We start from the raw sequence: 23,340 nt of genomic DNA, 5'->3' as shown, positions 1-23,340 counted from the left end.
TGCGGTTAGGCTACCTTTGTGACCGAACAGACATCACCTTCCGAACCTTTGTCCACCGCGGGGAACGCCCCGGTGCGCCAGCCCACCGCCATCGACGCCGTTGCCGATGCCTTCACCGCAGCCCTGCTGCACCTGGATCCGTCCTTCGCCACGTCCCTGGGCATCCCGGGGCACGAAACCGAATACAGCGACTACTCACCCGCCGGGCTGGAATCGTATGCCGAGGCCATCCGGGAAACGCTGCACCGGCTGGACGGCCTGGTGCCTTCCGATGACGTGGACCGTGTCACCCTGGACGCCATGCACGAACGCCTTGGCCTGGACCTGGAGATCCACGAGTCCGGCTGGGACCTCGCCGAGCTGAACAACATCGCCTCCCCCGCCCAGGGGATCCGCAGCATCTTCGACCTGATGCCAACCGACACCGAGGAGCAGTGGCGACACATTGCCGGCCGGCTGCACAACGTCGACGACGCCGTTGCCGGCTACATCACCAGCCTGCGCTGCGGCGTAGAGCGCGGCCGGGTAGCCGCCCGCCGCCAGGTGAAGATCGTGATGGAGCAGGCCTCCGCCTACGCCGAGGACGGCGGCTTCTTCGACGCCCTCGCCGCCAACGCCTCCCTGCCCGAAGGCGGCGAGCTGCCCGCCGGGCTGCTCACCGAGCTGCGGACCGGCGCCGACGCCGCCCGCCGCGCATACACCAACCTTGCCGCCTTCCTGGCGGATGAACTGCTTCCGGAAGCGCCGGAACAGGACGCCGTCGGCCGCGAACGCTACGCCCTGATGTCCCGGCAGTTCCTGGGATCCACCCTGGATCTGGAGGAAACCTATGCCTGGGGCGTGGAGGAATTGGACCGCATCATCGCGGAGCAGGAAGCCGTGGCCGAGCAGATCCGCCCCGGCGCAAGCGTGGCCGAGGCCATGCGCATCCTCGACGAGGACCCGGCACGCCAGCTGCACGGCACCGAGGAACTGCAGGCCTGGATGCAGGACCTGGCTGACCGTGCCGTGGCGGACCTGTCCGGCTCCCACTTCGAGATCACCGAGCCGATGCGCCGGATCGAGTGCATGATCGCCCCCACCCAGGAGGGCGGCATCTACTACACCGGGCCCAGCGATGACTTCTCCCGCCCGGGCCGCATGTGGTGGTCCGTGCCGGCCGGCGAGGACACCTTCACCACCTGGCAGGAAACCACCACCGTCTACCACGAGGGCGTTCCGGGCCACCACCTGCAGATTGCGACGGCGACGGCATCCCGCGGCCTGCTCAACGACTGGCGGCGCAACGTCTGCTGGGTTTCCGGGCACGGAGAAGGCTGGGCACTCTACGCCGAACGGCTCATGGAGCAGCTGGGCTACCTCAGCGATCCCGGAGACCGGATGGGCATGCTGGACGCGCAGCGGATGCGCGCCGCCCGCGTGGTCTTCGATATCGGCGTCCATCTGGAACTGGAGATTCCGGAACGCTGGGGCGAAGGCACCTGGACCGCGGACAAGGGATATGACTTCCTGAAGCAGAACCTGACCATCAGCGAAGGCCAGCTGAACTTCGAGTTCACCCGCTACCTCGGCTGGCCGGGCCAGGCTCCCTCCTACAAGCTGGGCCAGCGGCTCTGGGAACAGATCCGCGACGAGGTCCGCAGCCGCGAGGGCGACGCCTTTGACGAGAAGTCCTTCCACACCCGTGCCCTGCAGCTGGGGTCCGTCGGCCTGGATACGCTGCGGCGGGCCCTGCTCGGCGACTAGGCGCCTGCGAGCTTTGTCACAATGGCCCGGGAAATTTCCCGGGCCATTGTGCTTCCGGGCGGCTCCGGCGCGGCTTCGATGCGGAACTACTTGGTATCAGCGCTTTTTATTCCCGTAACATTTCGCAACTTTTAGTCCTGTCTGATATGGGCTGGCGGCTAGAGTCTTTCCGTGACCTCACAGACTTCCTCCCCCGAATCCACCGCCCGGCGGCTGCCCACATGGGTAACGTCCTTCGGACCGCAGATCATCGCCGCCCTCATTGCCGGCGTGGCACTGGGTCTGCTGGCCAAGACCATGGGCACCGTCGACGATGAGCCGAACTGGCTCACCACCACGCTGGACACCATCGGCAGCAGCTACGTTTCCCTGCTGAAGGCCGCTGTTGTTCCCCTGATCTTCACCGCGGTGGTCAGCTCGATCGCCAATCTCCGGGCCGTTTCCAACGCCGCCCGGCTGGCCTGGCAGACCTTGCTCTGGTTCGGCATCACGGCTCTGATCAGCGTGACCATCGGCATCCTGCTCGGGGTGTTCATGCAGCCCGGGGACAACGCCTCGGTCAGCAAGGACGCGGAGTTCAGCGGCAGCCAGGGCAGCTGGGTCGGGTTCCTGACCGGCCTGGTGCCGGGCAACTTCCTGGGACTGGGTGCCAGCTCCAAGGTGGCCGAATCCGGTGACGTCACCACCAGCGTCAGCTTCAACGTGCTGCAGATCCTCGTGATCGCCATCGCCGTCGGCATTGCCGCCCTGAAGGTCGGCAAGCCCGCCGAACCGTTCCTGGCCCTGAACGCCTCCGCCCTGGCCGTCATCCAGAAGGTCCTCTGGTGGATCATCCGCCTGGCGCCGGTCGGCACGGTCGGCCTGATCGGCACCGCCGTCGCCACCTACGGCTGGGACACCATCGGGTCCCTGGGCATGTTCGCCCTGACCATTTACATCGGCCTGTTCCTGGTGCTCTTCGGCGTCTACCCGGTGCTGATCAAGGCGCACGGCCTCTCCGTCCGCCAGTGGTTCTCCGGCGCCTGGCCGGCCATCCAGCTGGCCTTCGTTTCCCGCTCCTCCGTGGGAACGCTGCCGCTGACCCAGCGCGTCACCGAACGGAACCTCGGCGTTTCCCGGGCCTATGCATCCTTCGCCGTGCCGCTGGGCGCCACCACCAAGATGGACGGCTGCGCCTCGATCTACCCGGCCGTTTCCGCGATCTTCGTGGCCCAGTTCTTCAACATCGACCTCGGGTTCACCCAGTACCTGCTGATCGCCCTGGTCTCCGTCCTGGGATCCGCTGCAACCGCTGGCACCACCGGCGCCGTCGTGATGCTCACGCTGACCCTGTCCACCCTGGGCCTGCCGCTGGCCGGCGTCGGCCTGCTGCTGTCCATCGACCCGATCCTGGACATGGGCCGCACCGCCGTCAACGTGGCGGGCCAGACCGTCGTCCCCACCCTGGTGGCCAAGCGCAACGGGCTGCTGGACACCGCTTTGTACAACGCACGCCGCCAGGGCGATCCGTTCGTGGATGATTCCGAGCAGGTTGAGGTTGCTCTGCCCGTCGCATCCAAGAGCTGATCCCTTTCGGGATTCGACGCCGGGCCGTCCCTTCGGGGGCGGCCCGGCGTTTTTCGTTTTCCGGGCCGGTCCCCGCGCTGCCCCGGTTCCGGGCGGTTACCGTGCCCGTCCGCGCTGCCCCGGTTCCGGGCGGTTACCGTGCCCGTTCCGGGCGGTTAGCATGCCCGTCCCCGCCCGCACTAGGCTTGATCCCGTGACCAACCCGAACCTGAGCCTCATTCTGGCCTCCGCCTCCCCCGCCCGCACCAAGCTGCTGACCGATGCCGGCATCAGCCACACCGTCCTCGTGTCCGACGTCGACGAAGACGCCGTCACCGCCCGCTACGGCCTGACCGATCCCCATGACACCGCCCTCCTGCTGGCCCGGGCCAAGGCCGAGGCCGTCGCCTCCCTGCCCGAGGCCGACGGCGCGCTGGTGATCGGCTGCGATTCGGTGTTCGAGTTCGACGGCGAGGCGCACGGCAAGCCGTGGGAGGCCGACGTCGCCCGCGAACGGATCCGCCGGATGAGCGGTTCCTCCGGGGTACTGCACACCGGGCACTGGCTGGTGGACTGCCGCGACACCGACGAGGACGGGTCCGGTGCCACACTCGGCGCAGTGTCCTCTGCCGAGGTGCACTTCGCGAAGCTGACCGACGACGAGATCGAGGCCTACATCGTCACGGGGGAACCGCTTCAGGTGGCCGGTTCCTTCACGATCGACTCCCTCGGCGGGGCCTTTATCGAGCGGGTCGTCGGAGATCCGCACGCCGTCGTCGGGCTGTCCGTTTCGACGCTGCGCCAGCTGCTGGCCAGCGCCGATGTGCGGATTATCGACCTCTGGAAGTAGCTTCCTGCATTCAGGGCTCACCCTTGATACGGCCGGACTGCGCTGCGGCTCCCCCCTCCCTGCGGCTCCGGGCTGGTCCGGGTCCGCGTTTCCCCCGCTTCATCCCCGCTTCCCTGCTTCATCCCCGCTTCTTCCCCGCTTCATCCCCGCTTCATCCCTGCTTCATCCCCGCTTCCGCCCCGCCGATAGTACAGATAAGGGGCTTTTGAGCGCCGGATAGGGCCCTTATCTGTACTATCGGTGCGCCCGGAACGGCCACCCGACCCAAAAAGGGCCCTTATCTGTACTATCGGTGCGCCCGGAACGGCCACCCAACCCAAAAAGGGCCTTCCAGCCTACGGGCTGCGTCGGAGCCGAGACCACCCGGCCAGAACCAGGCCCCTTCGGACTTTGGCCCTGACGCAACCGGGACCCCGGGCGACATCAATCTTGCTGATCTTGACCTGCACCCACCCCAGCTCGGCCGTTTTCAGATCCCGGTAGTGATCCCTGGCCTGCTGTTCCGGCGTGAGGTGGTGCCCTCCCTCGTACTCGAGGCACGTCCGGAATTCCCTGCAGCCGAGATCCGTCCATACCTGCGGATGCCCCGCCGCATCGCAGACGGCGACATTGGGCAGGAACTCCGGCAACTCCGGGTCATCCTGCAGCATCAGCCGGAGCAGGGTTTCCGGCGGGGAATCCACCCCCACCCGGACGAGCTCCAGCGCTTCCCTGCACTTGCGAATGTGGGCTGACCGGGCCTTGGCATCGATGTACTCCCTCAGATGCACCAATGGCACAAGTGCCACGCGGGGCGGGCCAAAGCTGCGGCGGTGTTCGCTGACAATCTGGTCCCCCATCACTATGAGTTCATCCCGGCTGAGCATTCCGGCGCAGTCCAGCCAGGTTCGGGCGAGCGCGGTCACTGGTATCCCCTGAACCCAGGTCTTCTCCTGCTCCTCCAGATCCAGACGGTGCCCCGCAACATTCCGGCGCCTAGGCACCCCCTGTCCGGGACGTCTGCTCAGGTGCAGCACGCGTTCCTCAAACAGCCGCCGCGGCAGCACTAGCCCGTGCAGGCGTGCAGCCGTGGAGTGGCTTATGACGGCGTCCGGCATCAGTTCCACGTAAGGCCGGCAGCGCTCTGCCAGCCGGAACGGCCCGCTGCCGGGCACCCGGATGGATCGACTGGGGATTCGAAGGTCGGAAGCACGCAGCCTGCCCCGGCCCAGCCCGCAGGATTCAGCGGCCTGCAGGGTAAACGGCACCCCTTGAAGGGATGAGGGCAGCGGACTGGGAGATCTCATGCGGCTATTACATGCTGAGGTCTGCGTGCGGGTCCGGCGCGGCTGCCCCGGCTGCGGGCTGCTCCTGCCCATGTGCGGCTTGGGGAGGAACAGTTCCGGCCTCCGACACCCGACCCGAGAGACCCCGGAAGAACACACGCCAGACAAACGCCCGAGTCCCGCGGACACCGGCCGCTTTGTAGAATCCCCACAACGAACGGCGCTCTCCCACGCAGAAACAGCACGTATTATGGCTCGAGACCACAAAACCACGCTAGGCTCCGAACAGATCAAAAGGAGCCAGTGCACCAATGAGCCAGAACACCCCCGCGCCTGCGGCGACCCCCGCCAAGGCACTTAGCAAGATCCTCATTGCCAACCGCGGCGAGATCGCAGTCCGCGTCATCCGCGCCGCCCGCGATGAAGGAATTACCGCCGTGGCGGTCTACGCCGAGCCGGACCGCGACGCCCTGCACGTCCGCCTCGCCGACGAGGCCTATGCCCTGGGTGGCAGCACCGCCGCCGAGTCCTATCTGGACATGGGCAAGATCCTCGACGCCGCCGCCCGCTCGGGCGCGGATGCCATCCACCCCGGGTACGGCTTCCTCTCCGAGAACGCCGAGTTTGCCCAGTGCGTCATCGACGCCGGCCTGACCTGGATCGGCCCCTCCCCCAGCGCCATTTCCTCGCTCGGGGACAAGGTCCAGGCCCGGCACATTGCCGCCAAGGTCGGCGCCCCGTTGGTTCCCGGTACCCCCGATCCGGTGGAATCCGCGCAGGACGTCCTGGACTTCGCAGACCGGCACGGGCTGCCGCTGGCCATCAAGGCAGCCTTCGGCGGCGGCGGCCGCGGCATCAAGGTTGCCCGCACCCGCGAGGAAATCCCCGAGATGTTCGAGTCCGCCGTCCGGGAGGCAACGGCAGCCTTCGGCCGCGGCGAGTGCTTCATCGAGCGCTTCCTGGATGCACCCCGCCACGTGGAAACCCAGTGCCTGGCGGACGCCTACGGCAACGTCGTCGTCGTTTCCACCCGAGACTGCTCCCTGCAGCGCCGGAACCAGAAGCTGGTGGAGGAGGCCCCCGCACCCTTCCTCTCCGAAGAGCAGAACTCCCGCCTGTACGCGGCGTCGAAGGCCATCCTGAAGGAAGCCGGTTACCAGGGCGCCGGAACCTGCGAATTCCTGGTGGGAACCGACGGCACCATTTCCTTCCTCGAGGTCAATACACGCCTCCAGGTGGAGCACCCGGTCTCCGAGGAGGTCTCCGGGCTGGATCTGGTCCGCGAACAGTTCCGCATCGCCCGCGGCGAAGCCCTGGGTTACAACGATCCGGAAGTCCGCGGCCACTCCTTCGAATTCCGGATCAACGGTGAGGATCCGGGCCGCAACTTCATGCCCGCCCCCGGCACCGTCTCGGAATTCAAGCTGCCCACCGGCCCCGGCGTCCGGGTGGACTCCGGCATTGAAGCGGGCGAAACCGTGGGCGGCAACTTCGATTCCATGCTCGCCAAGCTCATTGTCACCGGCGCCACCCGCCGCGAGGCGCTGCAGCGGGCACGGCGTGCCCTGGCCGAGATCGACGTCGTCGGCATGCCGACGGTGCTGCCTTTCCACCGCGCCGTCACAGCGGACCCGGCCTTCACCAACGAAGAAGCGTTCGGCGTCCATACGCGCTGGATCGAAACGGACTTCGTGAACACCATTCCGGCCTGGACCGGCGAGGCGGGCACGGGGGACGACGACGAGCGCCGCCGCGTCACCGTTGAAGTAGGCGGCAAGCGCCTTGAAGTGGTGCTCCCGGCCGGCCTGGGCGGCGGCTCCGGCGCTCAGGGCGCCAACGGTGCCCGCAGCAACGGCAAGGCACGCAAGCGGTCCCGCGGCGGCGCGTCCGCTGCAGCCGCGGGCGATGACCTCACCTCCCCCATGCAGGGAACCATCGTCAAGGTGGCCGTCGAGGACGGAGCAGTGGTCCGCGAAGGTGATCTGGTGGTGGTGCTGGAAGCCATGAAGATGGAGCAGCCGCTGACGGCGCACAAGTCCGGCACCATCTCCGGCCTGGGCGCCGTCCCCGGCGCGACAGTATCCGCCGGCGCCGTCATCGCCTCGATCCTGGACTAAACCGGAGCCGCTGGCGGCGGGACGCCGGGGCGGATACCGGCCTCGTCAACAGATCAAGGGGCCATTTCCCGGTAGTCAGTAGAAGCCCCGAAAACGCAGCAGGCCCGGTTCCCCTCAGGGAACCGGGCCTTTGCCGTCGCAGCCGGTCAGGCCGGGGCTGGTCAGCCCACCTTCACGCCGTCGCTGGCGTTGTTCTCATAGTCGACGTCGCGGGTTTCCTTGGTGACGAACAGCGCGATCAGCGTCAGCACCGCCATGGAGCTGAGGTACACGCCCACCAGCCAGGGGCTGCCGTCCGCGGCCTGCCACAGGGCGACGGCGATGAACGGCGCCACCGCAGCGCCCAGGATCGAGGAGAAGTTGTATGCGATGGCCGAACCGGTGTACCGCACATTCGTCGGGAACAGCTCCGGCAGCATGGCACCCATCGGCCCGAAGGTCAGGCCCATCAGGGTGAAGCCGATGATCAGCACGGTCATGACGCCGGCGGTGCCGCCGTCGAACAGCGGAGCGAAGGTGAAGCCGAAGACGAAGATCCCGGCAGTCACCGTCAGCAGCGTCTTGCGCCGTCCGAACTTCTCCGCCAACGGTCCGGAAACCATGGTGAAGATGCCGAAGAACACCACACCGATGATCAGCATGACCAGGAAGTCGTTGCGGGCGTAGCCCAGGCCCGCGGCGAACGTCTCGGGATCAAAGGCCTTGCCCGTCTTCTCCGCTGCGGCACGGGCTGCTTCCTCCGTCTTGGCGGCGGTGCCGTAGGACAGGGTGAAGGTGGTCATCAGGTAGAACAGCACGTACGTGGCCAGCATGATGAACGTGCCGGCAATCATCTGGCGCCAGCTGAACCGGAAGGCCTGGCCCAGCGGCAGCTTGCGGACTTCGCCGGAGTCGAGGACCTTCTGGAAGGCCGGGGTCTCCACCAGCTTCAGCCGGACGTAGAGTCCGACGATCACCATGACGGCGCTGGCCAGGAACGGCACCCGCCAGCCCCAGGACATGAACTGCTCGTCGGTCAGCTGCATGCTCAGCAGCAGGAACAGGCCGTTGGCCAGGATGAACCCGATGGGCGCACCCAGCTGCGGGAACGTTCCCCAGACGGCACGCTTGTTGGCCGGGGCGTTTTCCGTGGCCAGCAGGGCTGCACCGCTCCACTCGCCGCCGAGTGCCAGGCCCTGCGCAAAGCGCATCACCACCAGCAGCGCCGGCGCCCAGAAGGTCCAGCCGTCCAGCTCCGCGGTGGGCAGGCAGCCGATCAGGAAGGTCGCGATGCCCATGGTCAGCAGCGAAGCCACCAGAGTCCCCTTGCGGCCCACCTTGTCCCCGAAGTGGCCGAAGATGATCGAACCGAGCGGACGGGCAATAAAGGCGACGCCGAAGACGGCGAAGGAACTCAGCAGGGCCGTGGCGCCCTCGGCATTCGGGAAGAAAAGCCGGGGAAAGACCAGGACGGCGGCGGTGGCATAGACGTAAAAGTCGTAGAACTCGATTGAGGTGCCGATAAGGCTGGCGACAATCACCCGGCTTTTGGAATTGGCCTTGGCCGGCGCCGGTGCCGCGTAGGGATTCGTAGTAGACATGTCACGGTCTTTCGCAAGGGGAAGTGAAGTATCCATATCCTAGGAGCAAGCGTCCGCCATCTGAGATTGGTGTCCATATAGTGGACACATATTTCAGCCGGAGCTCCCCCGGGCATTAAAAAACCGCGCCCGCGGACGGAATAATCCGCCGCGGACGCGGTTCTGTAAAGCGTAAAAATCTACATGTGGACGTGCAGCCGCCGCGCGGCTTCCGAAATGGATCCGCTGAGCGACGGGTACACGGCGAAGGTATTCGCCAGGTCATCCACGTGCAGCTTCTGGGTGACGGCGATGGCGATGGGGAAGATCAGTTCCGAGGCACGCGGGCCCACCACTACCCCGCCGATGACCGTGCCGGAGCCCTTGCGGGCAATGATCTTCACAAAGCCCTCCTTGACGTCCATCATCTTGGCCCGGGCATTGGTGTGCAGGGACAGCTTGATGACGTCGCCCTGATAGCGGCCCTCGGCCACGTCCGCCTCGGACACGCCCACGGAGGCGATTTCCGGGGAGGTGAAGATGTTGGAAGCCACGGTCTTGAGCTTCAGCGGCTTCACGCCGTCGCCCATCAGGTGGGCCACCGCAATGCGGCCCTGCATGGCCGCCACGGAGGCCAGATTGAAGACGCCGGTGCAGTCGCCCGCGGCGTAGACATTGTCCGCGGTGGTGCGGGAGACGCCGTCGACCCGGATCTGGCCGCGGTCATCCAGCTGGATGCCTGCCTCTTCCAGACCGATGCCGGCGGTGTTGGGAATGGCGCCCACGGCCACGAGGCAGTGGCTGCCCTCGATGGTGCGGCCGTCCGACAGGGTCACGCGTACGCCGTCGCCGGTGTTCTTCACGGAGTCGGCGCGGGACCTGCTGAGCACGGTCATGCCGCGGGCCTGGAAAACGTCCTCCAGAACGACGGCGGCGTCCGCATCCTCGCCCGGCAGCACCCGGTCGCGGCTGGAGATCAGCGTGACCTTGGTGCCCAGGCCGTTGTAGGCGGAGGCGAATTCGGCGCCGGTGACGCCGGAACCGATGACAATCAGGTGCTCGGGAACCTCGGTGAGGTTGTAGATCTGCTTCCAGGTGAAAATCCGCTCCCCGTCAGGTACAGACGTATCCAGCTCGCGGGGGTTGGCGCCGGTGGCAATCAGCAGCGCCTCGGCCTTGACCGTTTCCACCGTTCCGTCCGCCGCGGTGACCTCGATGGTGGAGTTGTCCAGCAGCCGGCCCTCGCCGATCTTCACCTTCACGCCCACCCGTTCCAGGGTGCTGCGGATGTCATTGGACTGCTCCTTGGCCAGTGCCAGCAGCCGGTGGTTGACCACCTTCAGGTCCGCGAAGACCGGTGATGAGACGTCGCCGAATTCCACACCGAGGTTGCGGGCCGCGTTCATCCGGGTCATCACATCGGAGGTGGCGATGAGGGTCTTGGAGGGGACGACGTCGGTGAGCACGGCGGAGCCGCCCAGCCCTTGCCGTTCCACGATGGTTACGTCGGCTCCAAGGGATGCGGCCACGAGGGCAGCTTCATAGCCGCCGGGGCCCCCTCCGAGAATTGCAAGTTTTCGGGCAGTGAAATCTAGTTGGGTGGTCACAAGGCTCTATTCTGTCTCATCCCGTGAGGCGCTCAAAACGGTGTGCCCCGGGCGGACGGCGGCGCTCCCGGCAGGCTGTAGATTTGTTTAGTGACTAACGACCCATTTGAACTTGCCCAGCAGGCCGCCGACTATATCGCAGAGCACACCGGCGTGCCCTCCCACGACATTGCCCTGGTCCTCGGTAGCGGCTGGGGAGAAGCCGCCGAACTAATCGGCGAAACCACCGCAACGCTTTCCGCCTCCGACATCCCGGGCTTCTCCGCACCGGCCGTGCAGGGGCACGTGGGAACCATCCGCTCGGTGCTCACCACCGACGGCAAGCGCGCCCTCGTCCTGGGCGCACGCACCCACTACTACGAGGGCAAGGGCGTCCGCGCCGTCGTCCACGGCGTCCGCACTGCGGCGGCCGCCGGCGCCAAGGTCATGGTCCTCACCAACGGCTGCGGCGGGCTGAACCCCGACTGGACGCCGGGCACCCCGGTGCTCATCAGCGACCACATCAACCTCACCGCCTCTTCCCCGCTCGAAGGTGCCACCTTCGTGGATCTGACGGACCTGTACTCCTCGCGGCTGCGGGACGTGGCCCGCAGCGTGGACCCCACCCTGGATGAAGGCGTCTACGCCCAGTTCACCGGCCCGCACTACGAAACCCCGGCCGAAGTCCGCTACGCCAAGGCCATCGGCGCCGATCTGGTGGGCATGTCCACCGCGCTCGAAGCCATTGCCGCACGGCACGCCGGCATGGAGGTCTTCGGCATCTCCCTGGTGACCAACCTTGCTGCCGGCATCAGCCCGGTGGCGCTGAGCCACGGCGAGGTCCTGGAAGCCGGACAGGCCGCCGGACCCCGCATTTCCAAGCTGCTCGCCGAGATCATCAACCGGATCTAGCAGCTTCCCGCCGCACAGCTATCCGCACCAGCAACAGTAGGTACCCACAATGACTCTGATTCCCGCCGAACTCGAAGAACTCACCGCCGCCGCGCAGAAATGGGCGGACAGCGATCCGGATCCGGACACGGTGCGTCAGCTCCGCACCCTGCTGCGCACCATCGCAGACGGCACGGACGATGCAGCCGCTGCAGCGTCCGCGGAACTGGCGGACCGGTTTGCCGGCACGCTGGAGTTCGGAACTGCGGGGCTGCGTGCGGAGCTGGGCGCCGGGCCCAACCGGATGAACCGCGTGGTGGTGCGCCGCACCGCCGCCGGCATCGCGTCCTTCCTCCAGGACACTGCCGGCGAGAACTGGACCCCCAGCGCCGTCATCGGATATGACGCCCGGTACAAGTCCCGGGACTTCGCTTTGGAGACAGCTGCCGTGTTCGGCGCTGCGGGCATCGAAACGTTCCTGCTGCCGTGCACGCTGCCGACGCCGCTGCTTGCCTACGCGGTCCGCGCACTGGACACGGACGCCGGCGTCATGGTCACGGCCAGCCACAACCCGGCCGCGGACAACGGCTACAAGGTGTACCTGGGCGGCCGGACGGTCAAGGGCCCGGGCCGCGGGGCGCAGATTGTCACGCCGTACGACGCCGAGATCGCAGCCCGGATCGACTACAGCGTGCCGCTGAGCTCCATTGACCTGGCACCGGACGGCTACACCGAGGTCTCCGAGTCGCTGATCGCGGATTACATCGGCGCCGTCGACCGGCTGATGCATGCCGAAGGCTACCCGGAAAGGGACCTGGACATTGTCCTGACCCCCATGCACGGTGTCGGCGGGGAAACCATGTCCTCCGTGCTTCGCGGAGCGGGCTTCACCTCGGTGACCCTGGTTCCGGAGCAGGCCCTGCCGGACCCGGACTTCCCCACCGTTGCCTTCCCCAACCCGGAGGAGCCTGGGGCACTGGACCTGGCGCTGAAGCTTGCCGTCGAGCGCAACGCGGACCTGGTCCTGGCCAATGACCCGGACGCGGACCGCGCCGCCGTAGCCGCCAAAGATCCCGCCACCGGCGAGTGGCGCATGCTGCGCGGCGACGAAGTCGGTGCCCTGCTGGGCCGGCACATCGCCCGGCGGATCGCCGCCGGCCGGTGGAAGGTGCGGGGCGAAAAGACACGTAACGGCGTCGTCTTCGCCAACTCGATTGTGTCCTCCCGGCTGCTGGCCCGCATTGCCGAGGCCGCAGGATTCGAGCACCAGGAAACCCTGACCGGCTTCAAGTGGATCTCCCGCGTGCCCAAGCTGACCTACGGGTACGAGGAAGCCCTTGGCTACTGCGTGGCCCCCGGCCTCGTCCGGGACAAGGACGGCATCTCCGCCGGTGTGCTGATTGCCGAACTGGCGGCGTCCCTGAAGGCGGCCGGACGCACGCTCTTCGACGAACTCGACGAGCTCGCCCTGCAGCACGGGCTGCACCAGAGCGACCAGCTCTCCGTGCGGGTCCAGAACCTGGGGCTGCGCACCGAGATGATGCAGCGGCTGCGCGAGTTCCCGCCGACGTCCTTCGCCGGTTCGCCGGTGGCAACCGCCGTCGACCTGTCCGAAGGTGCCGGCGGACTGCCGCCCACGGACGGGCTGCGGTACATCACCGAGGACAACACCCGGGTCATCATCCGTCCCAGCGGTACCGAGCCGAAGCTCAAGTGCTACCTCGAAGTGATTGAGCCCGTGGGCTCGGCGGCGGACCTGCCGGCGGCGCGTGCCAACGCCCGCGCCACGCTGGACGCCGTACTGGCGGATGTGCGCACGGCTCTGGGACTGTAACCGGCTCCGGCCAAGGCGGGAGCCGGGCATAGTTCCAGCAGCTGCGTAGGCACGCAGCTGCTGGAACTAGGCCGTCAGCTCCGCGACCAGGGGTTCCGGAGCCAGGGGAAGGCGGTCGCCGCTGGCCAGGAGGGCTCCGGTCTGCCCGGCTGTGAGCGGCCGGCTGAAGTAGTAGCCCTGGCCGTGGCAGCATCCCATTTCCTGCAGCATGGCGGCCTGCTGGGCGGTTTCGACGCCTTCAAAGACCGCTTCCAGCCCGGCCGCCTGGATCAGCCGGTGAACGGCGTCTACGAAGTGCAGCTGCCCCTTGTCACGGCTGATCTCGGCAATCAGCTCCCGGTCCACCTTGACGGCATGCACGGGTAGCCGCCGCAGATAACTGATGGACGAGTAGCCGGTCCCGAAATCATCAATTTCCAGCCGGATCCCCAGGGCCTTGAGCGCCTGCATGGAGTACGTTTCCACGTCACCGCTGCCCACCAGGGCGCTCTCCGTAATTTCGAGGACCAGGTCCTGCGGTTCCGTGCCGGTGTCCCGGAGAACCCCGCGGACGTAGTCCACCAGATCCATGCTCTGGAGTTCGGACGCCGAGACGTTTACGCGGATATGGAATCCTTCCTTATCCTGCCCGTCCGCACGCCAGGCCGAAAGCTGTTCCAGGGCGGTGCGCAGCACCCAGCGCCCGATGCCCACAATGGCGCCGCTCGCCTCGGCAAGGGGAATGAAGGAGTCCGGCATGGTCAGCCCCTGCGTGGGGTGCTCCCAGCGCAGGAGGACCTCCACACCGTGCATCTGCCCGGTGACCAGGTCCACGACGGGCTGGTATGCCAGCCGGAATTCGTTCCGCTCAACGGCGTTGCGCAGGTCCGAGGCCATTTCACGCCGCAGTTGGCGTGCATACAGCATCACGGGCTCGAAGGACCGCACCAGGCCGGGGCCGGCCTCTTTCGCCTCATACATGGCTGTATCGGCGCACAGCAGCAGTTCCTCAGCCGACTGCCCGGGGGCGGCCAGGTGGATACCGGTGCTGGCCCGCGGCCAAACATCCAGTTCCTGCACAACGGTCCGCGCGCACAAGGCGGACTGGATTGTTTCCGCCGTCACCAGGGCTGAGAGCCGGCCGGCCGCAGGGAGCAGCACGGCAAACTCGTCGCCCCCGAGCCGCGCGACCACGCTTTCCTCCGGGGCGGAAGCAAGAAGGCGGGCCGCAACTTCCTGCAGCACCAGATCACCGGCGCGGTGACCGAAGCTGTCATTGATTTCCTTAAAGCCGTCCAGGTCAATCATCAGCACCGCGGGCGCAGTATCGCTGCCGTCCCAGCCGGCAAGGACAACTTCCACCTCCTGCATCAGCGCGGTCCGGTTAGCCAGCCCGGTGAGCGGATCCGAGAGTGCCATCTGCTGCATCTGCGCGTGGGCTGCCTGGAGCTCCCGGGTGCGGTTCTGCACCCGCTGCTCCATGTCCTGGTACATGTCATTCAGCTCTCCGGCCAGGAGGTTGATACCGGTGCTGACGGCATCAATCTGATCGCGGGCGGGGGAAACCGGAATACGGGTCGTGAGGTCCCCTGCGGCAATACTGACAATGCCTTCAATGATTCTGCTGAGGCGTGGGTCCTCCGGGGAGACCCCGGCGTTTTCCGGCGTCGGGATCACGCAGCATACCTCGAAAGCCATTTGAGGGCGTCGTCTTCACCGGTGAAGTACCTCGTGGGGCATGGCTGAACCTCACCCCCAAGCAGAAAGTTAGCGATCACCCGGTCCACCGGGGAAACGCCGACTACGGCAACCGCCGCCAGGCACCGCACGGCCCCAAAGACATCGCGGGCACTCCGGGAAATCGATTCCACCCCTGTGAGGGTGAGCAACATCGGTAGGCTCCCGTCCACTGCCAAACGCTCGATGGTGTCAGCAAAGCCGACAGCCATGGAGCCGTTGATTATCCCTCCAGGGGGCAGTAACAGCACCAAGTGCCCCTGCTCCGACTGGGTTACCTGCCCGAGCCGCGGCGGAACCAGCCCGTTTTCGGCAGAGCGGTCCGCGACACCCTGTGAACCGTCGGGCGCCTCGACGCTGGAGCGCCGGGCCGTATCCTGTGTTGCCATAACTCCCCCAAAAGTTGCCGCCCAGGAACTCAATGCAACGGAGAATCCGTCACCGTCCCGGACCACATGACTGGTGGGCGGGTTATCCATGGCTCTATACGTATTGTGCGTCTTCAACGATTCGATAGCGAGTTCCGGACGCAGGAACTGCCTATGGTGACCCGTGATTATGAAACGCCAATCCCGATACTGTCAATGATTTCCCGGCATTCGGACGCATAGACGTCCGCGCCCAGTTTGTTGAAGATGCCCTCACTTTGCTGAGCATCTTTCAGAGCCTCCTCCTGGTGTTCGAGGGAGGAGAGCGCGCGTGACAAAAGGAGCAGAACCCTCGCCTGCAGAAAGGGGTAAGGGCCGGCGAGTTCTTCGGTAAGTGGTCTGAGCAGCCGTTCGGCTTCAGCTGCGTTACCGGATTCCAGTTCCCACCACGCGCGGGTAATCGTGACCTCGTACAAGTCGATATCGTTCCCTCCGGCAACCTCGAACGCAACCTCGGCACGTTCCACGCACTCCAGGGTTTCAGGCCCGGTGAGTCCGGCCACCAGTCGCACGTGGCCCATCGCCTTATTGAACTGCGCCCATAGATTAACGTCGTCCAGCTTGGTCAGGTTCTCTGCGGCCAGCGACTGATATTTCGATCCTTCGCCCAGACGGGATGACATAAATGCCACATTCGCAACCACCCAGTATGTTATGCCGAGCGTGTGGGGTCTGGTCTCTCCATGGTGCATTTCTTCCAGAATCAACGCTTCAGCCCAGGCATGCTCTAAATCGCCCTCCTCGGCCAATGCCGAGACCAAGGTGTGCTGAACGCTTCGCCGCGCTTCCGCCGATAACTCTGTTTGAGGCAGGTTCACGGCTTCCCATGCCACGGCAAGGGCCTCGTGCATCTGCCCGTCGTTATGGAATATCCTGGCCAGAAGAGCCCTGGTCCGGGTATCGAACTCAGGATGCTCTTTGACGGCGTCCGATTGCAACAACTCCCGGCAGGTGGCAACGGCGTCCTGGATCAGTCCAAGATCGTGCTGAAGCTGTCCCGTTTGAAACGCCATCCGGCTGAAGCCCCAAGAGTCACCCTGCTCACGGGCCGCTTCGGCAGCCGATTGTGAATAGCTGACCGCCGCGGAATAATCCCGCTTCTGCAGCGATTGCAGCATTCGGTATTCGTTCAGGATGAACACGGCATTGTTTTCCAATCCAAGGTACCTTCCCACAGTATTCGTGTACGCGAAACGGCGCGTTACCCGGACTTCACCCTGCCCGAGCCCAAAGGTTCCAGCGGGAATACACCGCTAACCTAACACCGTTGCAACTTTTCCGCAGGATTCCCGCATCTGCCCGAAATTTCATAATTTGCACTCATCTGGATAGCTATACTGCAAGTGTTTTAATTCTTCAGTATTGCGTCTTCCTAGGAGCAGAACATGAAAAAGCTTGGTGCAGCAGTGCTGCTGTCCGCTGTCATAGCCGGGGCAGGTGTGGCGGCCCCGGCATCCGCCGCATCCTCGGCTCCCTCAAACATGGAAAAGGTAGTCGTTAAGTCGCAGACGGTTTCGCTCTTCGGAATCTGGCCGCGCAACGTCTAGGGATTTGAGTCAAGGCCCGGATGAACCGTACCCGCGGAGCATCCGGGCTTTTGCGTCGTGATCTCAGCCACGCCCCTATGGCAAGATAGATCCCATGTCTACACCCATTGCCTCGTACATTGATCACACGCTCCTCAAACCCGAGGCCAGCCGCGACGACATCCTCCGGGTCTGCTCCGAAGCTGCTGAGTACCAGTTCAAATCCGTCTGTGTTAACCCGCTCTGGGTCGGCACCGTCCGCAACGCCCTGAAGGGCAGCGGCGTCCTCACCTGCTCGGTCATCGGTTTCCCCCTGGGGGCCACCACCACCGAGGTGAAGGTCTTCGAAGCCCAGGGCGCACTGCAGGACGGCGCCGATGAGATCGATATGGTCATCGACATCGCCGCAGCACGGCGCGGAGACAAGGCCACCCTGGTCCGCGACATCGCCGCCGTAGCCGAGGCAGTGCACACGGGCGGCGGGATCCTCAAGGTCATCATCGAAACGTCCCTGCTCAATGATGAGCAGAAGGTCCTGGCCTGCGAAGCCTCCGTCGAGGCCGGCGCCGACTTCGTGAAGACCTCCACCGGTTTCAACGGCGGCGGCGCCACCGCCGAAGACGTCGCGCTGATGCGCCGCACCGTCGGCCCGGACCTCGGAGTGAAGGCTTCCGGCGGTGTCCGGTCGCTCGAAGATGCGCAGGCAATGATCGACGCCGGGGCCACGCGTATCGGAGCGAGCTCCGGAATCGCTATTGTTAATGGAAGCAAAGCCACGTCGGACTACTGACCGGCATAGCTACAGACACTTTTTGAAACGGAGAACTTCATGGTTGGAACACGGTCAAAGCAGCCCTCACACTCGGGCGAGGGCCATCTGGTCAGCAACATCCTCATCTTTGCCGTGATGTTCGCCATCTTCCTGGGCGCCATTTACGCGGTGAACTGGCTGACCCTGGACAACGTCTGGCCGATGGCCATCCTGCTGGTCGCCGCCACCGGCATGTACCTCGTGGCGTTCAGCATCGGCCGTTCCGACACCACCACGGAACTGGCCAAGGGATACTCGCACAACGAGTAGGTCCTGCACGCAAACAGTGATGCACCCCGGCGTTCGCGCCGGGGTGCATCACTGTTTAACGGCTAGCCCTACTCCTTGAACACGGCGTCGAGCACCTGCTTGGCCCACGCCAGGATTTCCGCGTCCACCAGATCCCGCCCGCCGATTCGGGCGGTCTTCGGCTTGGGCACCAGCACCGCGTTCAGGGCCGGCTTCACCAGGGCCCCGGGGTACATGCGCTGCAGCCGCATGGTGCGTGATTCGGGCAGGTCCGCCGGAGCGAACTTAATGAAGTTGCCCTGCAGCGCGACGTCGGTCAGCCCGGCCGCGCGTGCATCCACCCGGAAGCGGGCGACGTCGATCAGGTTCTTCACTTCCTGCGGCGGCTCGCCGTACCGGTCCACGAGTTCGGCCAGCACCTCGTCGATGGCCTCGTTGGTGACCGCCGCGGCCAGCTTGCGGTAGGCCTCCAGCCGCAGCCGCTCCCCCGGCACGTACTCGTGCGGCAGGTGTGCGTTGACCGGCAGCTCGATCTTCATTTCGGCGGCCTTCTCCTCGGCCTCCCCGCGGTAGTCCGCCACGGCTTCGCCCACCAGCCGGATGTACAGGTCGAAGCCGACGCCGGCAATGTGCCCGGACTGTTCCCCGCCCAGCAGGTTGCCCGCACCGCGGATCTCCAGGTCCTTCATGGCCAGCTGCATGCCGGCACCGAGCTCGTTGTGCGTGGCCACGGCCTTGAGCCGTTCCAGCGCCACCTCGCCCAGCGGCTTTTCGGACGGGTAGAGGAAGTAGGCGTAGGCCCGCTCCCGGCCGCGGCCCACCCGGCCGCGCAGCTGGTGCAGCTGCGAGAGGCCGAAGTGGTCCGCCCGGTCCACAATCAGGGTGTTGGCGTTGGAGATGTCGAGGCCGGTTTCAATGATGGTGGTGCAGACCAGCACGTCGAAGCGCTTTTCCCAGAAGTCCACAATGATCTGCTCCAGCTTGGACTCGCTCATCTGCCCGTGGGCGACGGCGATGCGGGCCTCCGGGACCAGCTCCTGCAGGTGCGCGGCGGTCCGGTCAATCGAGGAGACCCGGTTGTGGACAAAGAACACCTGGCCCTCGCGCATCAGTTCGCGGCGGATGGCGGCGGAGGCCTGCTTGTCCGTGTACGGGCCCACATAGGTGAGCACCGGATGGCGTTCCTCCGGCGGGGTGGCCAGGGTGGAGGTCTCACGGATTCCGGTCAGGGACATTTCCAGGGTGCGCGGAATCGGGGTGGCGCTCATGGCCAGGACGTCCACGTTGGTGCGCATCTTCTTCAGCGCTTCCTTGTGTTCGACGCCGAAGCGCTGCTCCTCGTCCACGATCACCAGGCCCAGGTCCTTGAACTGGACCTCCTGCGAGAGCAGGCGGTGCGTGCCGATCACCACGTCCACGGACCCGTTCTTCACGCCCTCGATGGTGGCCTTGGCCTGTTTCGAGGTCTGGAAGCGGGACAGTGAATCCACCCGGACGGGGAAGCCGGAGAAGCGTTCGGCGAACGTTTCCATGTGCTGCTGCGCCAGCAGCGTGGTGGGCACCAGCACGGCCACCTGCTTGCCGTCCTGCACGGCCTTGAACGCCGCCCGGACCGCAATCTCGGTTTTGCCGTAGCCCACGTCGCCGGAGACCAGCCGGTCCATGGGCACTTCGCGTTCCATGTCCGCTTTGACCTCGTTGATGGTGGTCAGCTGGTCCGGGGTCTCCACATACGGGAAGGCTTCCTCGAGTTCGCGCTGCCACGGGGTGTCCGCGGCGAAGGCATGGCCCTTGGACGCCATCCGGGCGGAGTAGAGCCGGATCAGCTCCCCCGCAATTTCCTTGACCGCCTTGCGCGCACGGCTCTTGGTCTTGGCCCAGTCGGAGCCGCCCATCTTGGACAGCACCGGGGTTTCCCCGCCCACATAGCGGGTGATCTGGTCCAGCTGGTCGGTGGGGACAAACAGCCTGTCCCCGGGGGCACCGCGCTTGGAGGACGCGTATTCCAGCACCAGGTATTCGCGCACGGTCTTGTTGGCGCCGGCACCGGTGGCCCGCTGGATCAGCTCAATGAACTTACCGACGCCGTGCTGCTCGTGCACCACAAAGTCACCCTCCTGCAGCTGCAGCGGGTCCACGGCGTTGCGCCGCTTCGAGGGCATCTTCCGCATATCGCGGGTGGAATAGGTGCTCGCCCGGCCCAGCAGGTCCGCCTCGGTGAGCAGCCCGGTCTTCAGGGTGTCGAACACATAGCCGCGGCCGGCGCTGGCCGTGGTGATGGCGATGACGCCGGGCTGCGGTTCCTTGTCCACGGAGTCCACGAGGGCGGCGGGGATGTCATTTTCTCGGAACAGTTCGGCCAGGCGCGACGCCGGTCCCGGCCCTTCGGTGACGACGACGACGCGCCACATGTCCCGGACGCGGCCACCGATGAACTCCATCATTTCCGCGACGTCACCGCGGTAGCCGCGCGGTTCGCGGGCATTGATGGTCAGGGTGTCGATGTCCAGGACGGTTTCATCGTCGGGGTTGAAGGAGGTGATGGACCACCAGGCCACGTCATTGGCGTGCGCGGCGGTGCGGGTGTCGGTCAGGGAACGGAAGCTCGCGGCGTCGAGGTCCGCGGAGAGCGCGGCGGACAGGTCCAGGGGCGCGGAGCCGCCGTCGGACGCCGTGGCCCACGCCGCGGCCAGGAATTCCTCGTTGGTGGCGGCCAGGTCATGGGCACGGGCGCGGACCTTTTCCGGCTCGATCACCACGGCAAGGGACCCGCGGGGCAGCTCGCCCATCAGCGGAACCATGGAGTCCACCAGCACGGGGGCCAGGGATTCCATACCCTCCACGGCAATGCCGCCGGCGATTTTCTCCAGCATGTCCGCGGCAGCCGGCATCTGGTCCTTGAGCTTGGCCGCGCGGCTCATGACCGACGGCGTGATCAGGATTTCCCGGCAGGGCGGGGCGTAGAGCTCGTCGGGGTGGGTGATGTGCTCACCGGTCAGCGTCCGCTGGTCCGCAACTGCGAACCAGCGCATGGAATCCACCTCGTCGCCGAAGAAGTCAATGCGGATGGGATGGTCCTCGGTGGGCGGGAAAACGTCCAGGATGCCGCCGCGCACGGCAAATTCGCCGCGGTGGCTGACCATGTCCACCCGGGCGTAGGCAGCCTGGGACAGGGCGGTCACCACCGAGTCGAAGGGCTGTTCCTGGCCAACCTTCAGGGACACCGGCTGCAGTTCGCCGAGCCCGGCGACCAGGGGCTGGAGCACGGCGCGCACTGGAGCCACCACAATCTGCACCGGAGCGGTCTCCGGGTGTGCCAGCCGGCGGAGCACCGAGAGGCGCCGGCCCACGGTATCCGAGCGCGGGGACAGCCGCTCATGGGGCAGGGTCTCCCAGCTGGGGAATTCCTCGATGCCGGCCAGCGGCAGGTAACTGCGCAGCGCCGCCGCCAGGTCCTCGGCTTCGCGTCCGGTTGCCGTCACGGCCAGCACCACCGGCGGAATGTCGTCCCCGGTCCCGGCCGCCGCGAGCCCGTCCACCATTTCCGCCAGCAGTGCCGCACGCATGCCCTGCGGGGCGCCGATCTGCAGGTCTTCGCTGCGGCGGTCCAGGGGCCGGGAGGAAAGGGTCCGCACCCGGGCGTACGAGGGATCCTCAGCGAGGGCGGCACGCAGTCCGTTCAGGCTCATGGGGTGTTTTCTCCTTCATGACGGCAACGCAAATACCCGAAGTCCGCACAAGGAACCCCGGGGTTTTCTTCCACACTACCTGCTGCCGGAGCGGTCGCTGCCGCGCTCCCGCTGAGAGCGGAAACCGGTTCCGGGACCGGTGTTTGCCGGCAGCGCCCGGCGGTCCCGGTCCCCGCCTACTTCTGCAGCCGATGGCCGCGGTAGCTGTTGTCCGCCCTGTTGTTTCGCCGGGCCCCCTGCCACGCTGGAAAGGCACGGGCAGAACCGGACAGCATTTCACCGTTGACGACGTAAGGATTGCCCCATGGCCACTCGCACGCCCCTATGGGCTACAGGATGTGCGCTGCTTGCCCTCACCTTCACCGGGTGCGCCGGAGATTCCGATGACGGCAACGGCTCATCAGCAACCCCGTCAGAAACCGCATCTGCATCCATTCCGGGCAAGACCGCCAATCCCGACCGCTGCGGACAGTTCACCGCCTCGCCCACGCCGGGCGGCATCATCGTGGGAACCTTCGGCCCGTACTGTGAGGAAGCCGTCGCAACCACCTACACGACGGCGCTGATCCCGGACGAGTCCTCGGCCATTGTCACCGTGGAGGAAACGGATGCGGACACCACCGTCCAGCTGCAGGCACAGGGCTTCGCCGCCAATATGTCCTACAGCGCGCGGCTGCACGAGGACAACTGCGGCGCCGAGCCTGCGGACGCCGGCGCGGAGTACCAATCCGGCCAGGATCCGCTTGTCCTGGACTTCACCACGGACGCTTCCGGGAATGCGACCGCCAGCGCCACGGTGCCGTGGGTGGCTCCCGACGACGACGTCGAGTCCCTCCTTATCCTCGGCGCGGGGGACGCCGCCGGGCAGCCGGCGGGCTGCATCAACCTCGCGCCCTAGCCCGGCCCGCACCGGCCCGGCACCGGGTTTCGGGGCAGCTGGGGGTGCAGTTTAGGATGAGGGTTGGCCGGACCCGGGGTTGCAAGCCCGGGGATCCCGGCATAACGCCCACCCTACGGAGGACCTATGGCCCTGAACGCATCCACCAGCCTGCCCTATGACGTACGCACCGTGACGGACACCTTCGCGGACGAGGGATTCCTGCGCAGCATGAGCGAACACGTAGGAGGCTCCCTGGTGTCCGCTTCCGTGGACGGAGACACTGCCGGAGCTTTTGTCCTCACCGCAGTGCGGACCATGCCGACGGACCGTCTGCCGGACATTGCCAAGAAGTTCGTGGGTGCCACGCTGACCGTGACCCAGAAGGAGCAGTGGGCCGCTCCCGCCGCAGACGGCTCGCGGGAAGCCAACGTGGAGCTCTCCGTTGCAGGGGTGCCGCTGAAGGTCAACGCCGTGCAGCGCCTGGTCACCACCCCGGAAGGCACCCGCGTGGATATGGACGGCAAGGTGGCCTCCAGTATTCCGTTCCTGGGTGACAAGATTGCCAAGGCCGCCGAGCCCATGATCGGCAAGGCGCTCACCATTCAGGCCGGCCAGGCCGGCAAGTGGATTGAAAGCCGGCAGGGCTAA

The 23,340-nt window shown here is 66.1% G+C and carries 18 protein-coding genes; 11 read left to right on the top strand and 7 right to left on the bottom strand.

Features of this window, described 5'->3' with window-relative positions; translation table 11 throughout:
• The first annotated feature begins 18 nt into the window (after window positions 1-18).
• From GD627_RS13530 to GD627_RS13520, 3 genes are all read left to right on the top strand, one after another.
• Window positions 19-1,746, top strand: a complete 1,728-nt coding sequence (locus GD627_RS13530; protein WP_425481924.1) for a DUF885 domain-containing protein — start codon at window positions 19-21, stop codon at window positions 1,744-1,746.
• A gap of 171 nt (window positions 1,747-1,917) precedes the next feature.
• Window positions 1,918-3,312, top strand: coding sequence for a dicarboxylate/amino acid:cation symporter (locus GD627_RS13525; RefSeq protein WP_152272928.1), 1,395 nt, complete (start codon window positions 1,918-1,920; stop codon window positions 3,310-3,312).
• Between the two features lie 193 nt (window positions 3,313-3,505).
• Window positions 3,506-4,141: a Maf family protein gene (locus GD627_RS13520; protein WP_246165506.1), complete on the top strand. Its 636-nt coding sequence runs from the start codon at window positions 3,506-3,508 to the stop codon at window positions 4,139-4,141.
• A 335-nt stretch (window positions 4,142-4,476) separates the two neighbouring features.
• Here GD627_RS13520 and GD627_RS16895 read toward each other — a convergent pair whose 3' ends face one another.
• Window positions 4,477-5,427 carry a hypothetical protein gene (locus tag GD627_RS16895; RefSeq protein ID WP_246165505.1) on the bottom strand — a complete coding sequence of 317 codons (951 nt, stop codon included), beginning with the start codon at window positions 5,425-5,427 and terminating at the stop codon, window positions 4,477-4,479.
• A gap of 290 nt (window positions 5,428-5,717) precedes the next feature.
• On the opposite strand from GD627_RS16895, the gene GD627_RS13510 reads away from it, so the two are divergent.
• On the top strand, window positions 5,718-7,523 hold the full coding sequence (locus tag GD627_RS13510) for an acetyl/propionyl/methylcrotonyl-CoA carboxylase subunit alpha (protein ID WP_152272926.1): 1,806 nt from the start codon (window positions 5,718-5,720) through the stop codon (window positions 7,521-7,523).
• A gap of 161 nt (window positions 7,524-7,684) precedes the next feature.
• Here the strand turns inward: GD627_RS13510 and GD627_RS13505 are convergent, their stop codons facing one another.
• Window positions 7,685-9,103: an MFS transporter gene (locus GD627_RS13505; protein ID WP_152272925.1), complete on the bottom strand. Its 1,419-nt coding sequence runs from the start codon at window positions 9,101-9,103 to the stop codon at window positions 7,685-7,687.
• A gap of 179 nt (window positions 9,104-9,282) precedes the next feature.
• On the bottom strand, window positions 9,283-10,689 hold the full coding sequence (locus tag GD627_RS13500) for an NAD(P)H-quinone dehydrogenase (RefSeq protein ID WP_146363506.1): 1,407 nt from the start codon (window positions 10,687-10,689) through the stop codon (window positions 9,283-9,285).
• A 90-nt stretch (window positions 10,690-10,779) separates the two neighbouring features.
• Here GD627_RS13500 and GD627_RS13495 point away from each other — a divergent pair, with 90 nt between their 5' ends.
• Both GD627_RS13495 and GD627_RS13490 read left to right on the top strand, forming a co-directional pair.
• On the top strand, window positions 10,780-11,580 hold the full coding sequence (locus GD627_RS13495; protein ID WP_152272924.1) for a purine-nucleoside phosphorylase: 801 nt from the start codon (window positions 10,780-10,782) through the stop codon (window positions 11,578-11,580).
• Window positions 11,581-11,629: 49 nt separating this feature from the next.
• The gene (locus GD627_RS13490) at window positions 11,630-13,393 is read left to right on the top strand and encodes a phospho-sugar mutase (RefSeq protein ID WP_152272923.1); all 1,764 of its coding nucleotides are present in this window, start codon (window positions 11,630-11,632) and stop codon (window positions 13,391-13,393) included.
• Window positions 13,394-13,459: 66 nt separating this feature from the next.
• Here the strand turns inward: GD627_RS13490 and GD627_RS13485 are convergent, their stop codons facing one another.
• From GD627_RS13485 to GD627_RS13475, 3 genes are all read right to left on the bottom strand, one after another.
• Entirely contained in the window at window positions 13,460-15,070 is a 1,611-nt protein-coding gene (locus tag GD627_RS13485; RefSeq protein ID WP_152272922.1) for a bifunctional diguanylate cyclase/phosphodiesterase, read from the bottom strand.
• Entirely contained in the window at window positions 15,046-15,498 is a 453-nt protein-coding gene (locus GD627_RS16890) for a DUF7793 family protein (protein ID WP_246165504.1), read from the bottom strand. Before GD627_RS16890 ends, GD627_RS13485 begins: the two co-directional genes overlap by 25 nt.
• Before the next feature lie 167 nt (window positions 15,499-15,665).
• Window positions 15,666-16,694: a hypothetical protein gene (locus GD627_RS13475; RefSeq protein ID WP_152272921.1), complete on the bottom strand. Its 1,029-nt coding sequence runs from the start codon at window positions 16,692-16,694 to the stop codon at window positions 15,666-15,668.
• A gap of 228 nt (window positions 16,695-16,922) precedes the next feature.
• On the opposite strand from GD627_RS13475, the gene GD627_RS16510 reads away from it, so the two are divergent.
• The 3 genes from GD627_RS16510 (at window position 16,923) to GD627_RS13465 (ending at window position 18,144) form a co-directional block, all read left to right on the top strand.
• The gene (locus GD627_RS16510) at window positions 16,923-17,084 is read left to right on the top strand and encodes a hypothetical protein (protein ID WP_153297131.1); all 162 of its coding nucleotides are present in this window, start codon (window positions 16,923-16,925) and stop codon (window positions 17,082-17,084) included.
• 94 nt (window positions 17,085-17,178) lie between these two features.
• Window positions 17,179-17,853: a deoxyribose-phosphate aldolase gene (gene deoC / locus GD627_RS13470; RefSeq protein ID WP_152272920.1), complete on the top strand. Its 675-nt coding sequence runs from the start codon at window positions 17,179-17,181 to the stop codon at window positions 17,851-17,853.
• Window positions 17,854-17,892: 39 nt separating this feature from the next.
• Window positions 17,893-18,144, top strand: coding sequence for a hypothetical protein (locus GD627_RS13465; protein ID WP_146363517.1), 252 nt, complete (start codon window positions 17,893-17,895; stop codon window positions 18,142-18,144).
• Between the two features lie 68 nt (window positions 18,145-18,212).
• Here the strand turns inward: GD627_RS13465 and mfd are convergent, their stop codons facing one another.
• The gene (gene mfd / locus GD627_RS13460) at window positions 18,213-21,812 is read right to left on the bottom strand and encodes a transcription-repair coupling factor (RefSeq protein ID WP_152272919.1); all 3,600 of its coding nucleotides are present in this window, start codon (window positions 21,810-21,812) and stop codon (window positions 18,213-18,215) included.
• 304 nt (window positions 21,813-22,116) lie between these two features.
• On the opposite strand from mfd, the gene GD627_RS13455 reads away from it, so the two are divergent.
• Both GD627_RS13455 and GD627_RS13450 read left to right on the top strand, forming a co-directional pair.
• Entirely contained in the window at window positions 22,117-22,710 is a 594-nt protein-coding gene (locus GD627_RS13455) for a hypothetical protein (protein WP_152272918.1), read from the top strand.
• A gap of 126 nt (window positions 22,711-22,836) precedes the next feature.
• Complete coding sequence (locus GD627_RS13450) at window positions 22,837-23,340, top strand: DUF2505 domain-containing protein (RefSeq protein ID WP_146363523.1); 504 nt, start codon at window positions 22,837-22,839, stop codon at window positions 23,338-23,340.

It is taken from the genome of Arthrobacter yangruifuii, from assembly GCF_009192775.1.
Lineage (GTDB): Bacteria > Actinomycetota > Actinomycetes > Actinomycetales > Micrococcaceae > Arthrobacter_B > Arthrobacter_B yangruifuii.
Note: the sequence above shows the minus strand (reverse complement) of the source record. Positions and strands in the feature narration are given on the sequence as shown.